The sequence below is a fragment of the Pseudomonas sp. VMV1 genome (genome assembly GCF_056790235.1).
The window spans coordinates 1-3,607 of the sequence record NZ_JBXGSE010000028.1; the positions used below are offsets into that span (position 1 = coordinate 1).

Annotated in this window: 4 protein-coding genes; 1 reads left to right on the forward strand and 3 read right to left on the reverse strand. The window is 62.0% G+C overall.

Annotation, left to right across the window (positions count from 1 at the left end):
• Positions 1–114 precede the first annotated feature (114 nt).
• The 3 genes from ACUCV0_RS23910 to ACUCV0_RS23920 all read right to left on the reverse strand — a co-directional run bounded on the left by ACUCV0_RS23910 (position 115) and on the right by ACUCV0_RS23920 (position 2,759).
• Entirely contained in the window at positions 115–1,272 is a 1,158-nt protein-coding gene (locus ACUCV0_RS23910) for an ATP-binding protein (protein WP_482213916.1), read from the reverse strand.
• Positions 1,273–1,413: 141 nt separating this feature from the next.
• Positions 1,414–1,878: a hypothetical protein gene (locus tag ACUCV0_RS23915; protein ID WP_482213917.1), complete on the reverse strand. Its 465-nt coding sequence runs from the start codon at positions 1,876–1,878 to the stop codon at positions 1,414–1,416.
• A gap of 398 nt (positions 1,879–2,276) precedes the next feature.
• Positions 2,277–2,759 carry a hypothetical protein gene (locus tag ACUCV0_RS23920; protein ID WP_482213918.1) on the reverse strand — a complete coding sequence of 161 codons (483 nt, stop codon included), beginning with the start codon at positions 2,757–2,759 and terminating at the stop codon, positions 2,277–2,279.
• A gap of 142 nt (positions 2,760–2,901) precedes the next feature.
• On the opposite strand from ACUCV0_RS23920, the gene ACUCV0_RS23925 reads away from it, so the two are divergent.
• Entirely contained in the window at positions 2,902–3,516 is a 615-nt protein-coding gene (locus ACUCV0_RS23925) for a hypothetical protein (RefSeq protein ID WP_256664607.1), read from the forward strand.
• The last annotated feature ends 91 nt before the right edge of the window (positions 3,517–3,607 follow it).

A 3,607-nucleotide genomic window follows, 5' to 3' on the forward strand; every position in this document is an offset into this window, starting at 1 on the left:
ACCCTAGGCCTTTTAAAACTTCGAGGATTAGCGCTGCGGTTAGAGCTGCCCATATTCAACCTTATTACTAGATGATAGTTAACTTCAATTTTAGTAGAGAGTCTCTCGATCTCCTTATCGACCACTCTTTAACCAATCACCCATAGCGCTATCTTCCAAAGCATACTCCCCACGGTTCGCCTTCCAAATCAGCTCCCGCTCACGTAATACTTCGAGTGCCTTCTGCACGTTGGGCTTCGTGGCATTCGGCGTCTCCTGGGATTGCTCCAGCTTGCGATTAATCGCTTCGAGTGTCTCTGACGAGAACGGTGCGAAGGGCTGCTTGCGCAAGGCCCGCTCGGCGATCACCTCCAGGACAGCACGCTGTAGTGGTGACAGATCGTTGCAGGCGCTTTCGTAGTCGCTCCACACGCCCTGCTGGTGGTTCAACGCCCCCTCACGCAGCAGCTCGCCCAGGTTGCCGGCATCGCCCAGGATCACCCGCGTGTCGGAGAGGAGCGCTGTCAGCATCTCCGGCCGGCGGCCGACTAGCTCAAAGGCACACTCCACGTCCTCGATCGCGAACTGATTGTGCGCGGCGAGGCTGCGATTCCAAAGCTCGGTAACGAACTCAACGTAGTCACGGCCCAGGCGGGGGAATTCGGAGACCCGAGCGCCGTAGAAGGGCTGGCCATTCTTGAGTACCAGGTTGGTCAGCTTGTTACGGCTGGAGCCGGTGAAGACCATCCGGACGCCATCCTCTTCTTCGCCGCTGTTGAGCTGGTCGCGGGCTGCCTTGAGGGCGAACATGGCTGCCACGCCCGCCTCGCTGTTGAGCGCATGCTGAGCTTCGTCGATGATCAGCACAATCATGCGACCTGATACTGTGCGCAGCACGTCCAGCGCCTTCGACAGGGTGGTACCGGCGGGCAGCTGCGGCCGGGTAAAGTCCCAACTCAAGGTGCGCAGCAAGTTGAGCTTTTCGATGCCGGCTTTCTTGGCCACCTTGCTCAGGCCCGATTCGTATTCGGCCAACGCTTCGCCGATGGCGCCCGCGATCAGGTCGGCGGGATCGGTCTGCTTGTCCGCCCACAGGTCGACATAGACAGCGAGCCAGCCACGGGCTTCGCAGGCGGGAATAAGGTCGTTCTTGAGGAAGGTGCTTTTGCCGGTGCGCCGCGGCGCCGCCAGGAAAAGCCCTGAGCTATGATCGTGGAAGGTCTCGCCTGCCAGCTCTCGAACCAATGACTCCGCCAGAGCGGTGCGTTTAAAGAGTGGACGTCTTACGGCCATGGCCAGTATCCCGAAGTATCTACGCTCTGATACAGTATACCTGAGAAGATACTTTAGCTATACCGGCCGGCGCTTATCGCCGCTGGGGGAGTTGCGACAGTAGCGCGACGCCTGCGCACACTGGCGCGGCGCCCGATGGATTTACTGGCCGGGAGTGTTCTCGTATTCACCCGACCACTGCCATTCGCGCGGCGCCCCTGCCTCCCGGTAGTTGGCGGCGAGCACGTCTGTAAGGTGAGACGAGGTGCAGGGCGTATCGTACGTTGGCGCAGCCATCCAGCGCTCCAAGGCGCCCTGTAGCTCGGCAAATTCATCGGCGCCGATGCCGTCGAAATCCTCAGGCCGGAAGATGTTGCCGTCGACGGCCGTTGGGCTGATGTCTGCGGACAGGAACATCGCCAAAGCACCATCAACCGGCGCAACAAACAGGGGCTCGCTGTCGACTTTGGCAATGGTGCCGGCCGGCGCCGCAGCGAGGATCGGCGCCACCTGATTCCAAACCACAAGCAGCTGCTGGAAGGCCGGGTCTTCGGCGCTGGAGTAATAGCGGTGGACGCACAGCTGTAGCGGCAGAGCCGGAGTCGAGGAGGTTTTGGAGGTCTGCATGGGGAAGCTCCGTCAGCATCGATGAGTGATGCTGACCAACGTCCCATAGGTCTTCAGATACGCAAGCCGCGATGGGCTCAGCAGCTGCGTACCGGGGTAGGCCTGACTGTCCTATTGCGGCCGCTTTCAGATCCCGTCGAATCCCGCGATCCCGGATCTGAAGGGCTTCCACTCTTCCTCCGGTGCACCCAGTTTGCAGATAGCCACGATGACCTTCTGGCCAATATTGCGCACGCCTCACGAGTTGAGGCGCGATGATACCGCGCGGTGCCGGGATGGCCGGCAGCAGGTCGTCAGGTGACGCAGGGTACGACTACAGATTACGGCTCGCCGGGCGTTGGGATACCGCGCCGCCCGGTGCTGGCCGGTATCTTCCCGCCAGCAGGTGTGGCAGACGACTACAGATTCTGGCCGGCGGGCCAGACGTAGGAGATGAACTCGCCGCCCACCCATTCCTTGCCCATCTCGCCCGGTACCATGGGGATGCCCAGCGTCTCGAAAACCGGCCGAGCACCGACACATTCCTGGACGTACAGGACGGTGTACGCATAGCCCTTGGCGTCCGCGATTTCAGCCAGCTCATTGATGGACACGAAGTGGTCAGACTGGAACGAGTAGTCGAGGCAGGACCCGCCATGGCCATTGATGACTCGCGGCCGGGCGTCCGGGGCAGCAAAGCGCTTGAAGGCGGTGGCCAAGGTGTCGCCCCGGGCGACACTGTCCTTGAAGTCGAGGTAGCACAGGAGCGAACAATTCCCGTACCAATGCGCCTTGACCTGCAAGCCTCGGCGCCAGTTGACCCAATCTACCCGGCTGGTGATCTGCGGGCTCCACTTCGGAAGTTGTTCCACTGCGGCTTTGAGTTGTTCAACCGGTACCATGTTCGAGTCTCCATCAGGTGATGGCCTACCCTCTCACCGATCCGGAAAACGCAAGGCCTGTCGTGGTCCGCCTGGTGCCATGCCGCTAGACTGGCATGTGCTGCAGATGCTGTGAGTTGCGATGAAGACCTGGACAGACGAGATGCTTGCCCTGCTCGGCACCGAGAGCTATACCGCCCTGGGCGACCGGTGGGGTATGTCGCGCATGACCGTGGCGCGCAAGCGGCAGTCCTTGGCCATCGAGCCCTACGACCTGAAGCAGGGCGGCTTCCAGCGCGAGACGCTGTTCCGGTGGAGCCCGGAGAACCTCGCCCTCGTTGGACAGGAACCCGATGCGGCCGTCGCCAGGCGGCTCGGCATCAGCCGGCGGGCGGTCTACCTAATGCGCCGGCGCCAAGGCCTGGCCCCGGCGAAGCGAGCGCCGCGGGTGCACAGCCTGCCCCCGGAGGCCGTGCCGCTGCTGGGTAAGTTGCGCGACGCCGAGCTGGCTCACCGGTTCGGGATTCCTGACGATCTGGTGTACCGCGAACGCAAACGGCGCGACATTCCCAAGCTGCAGGACGAACAGCCTCTGAGCGAGGCGCTACTGGCGGATCTGGGCACCGATAGCGATCGGGCGATCGGCCTGAGGTACGGGGTCCACTACAGCAAGGTGAGACAGCTGCGCCTGAAGCGCCAGATCCCCGCGTATAAGCGCCCCAACCGCAAGAAGATCGCCGCCGGCGGTAGCGCCACTGACGGCGGCCGCGGCCGCTAGCCCAACGCCGCTAATAGCCACTGTCGGGTTCCAAAAGTATCGCGAGATCCTGGAAATACCAAACCGGAATCAGTCAATGACAGCAATCGAC

Coding starts and splice junctions, on each gene's coding strand:
- ACUCV0_RS23910 (WP_482213916.1), bottom strand. CDS start 1,272: ATGGCCGTAAGACGTCCACTCTTTAAACGCACCGCTCTGGCGGAGTCA.
- ACUCV0_RS23915 (WP_482213917.1), bottom strand. CDS start 1,878: ATGCAGACCTCCAAAACCTCCTCGACTCCGGCTCTGCCGCTACAGCTG.
- ACUCV0_RS23920 (WP_482213918.1), bottom strand. CDS start 2,759: ATGGTACCGGTTGAACAACTCAAAGCCGCAGTGGAACAACTTCCGAAG.
- ACUCV0_RS23925 (WP_256664607.1), top strand. CDS start 2,902: ATGCTTGCCCTGCTCGGCACCGAGAGCTATACCGCCCTGGGCGACCGG.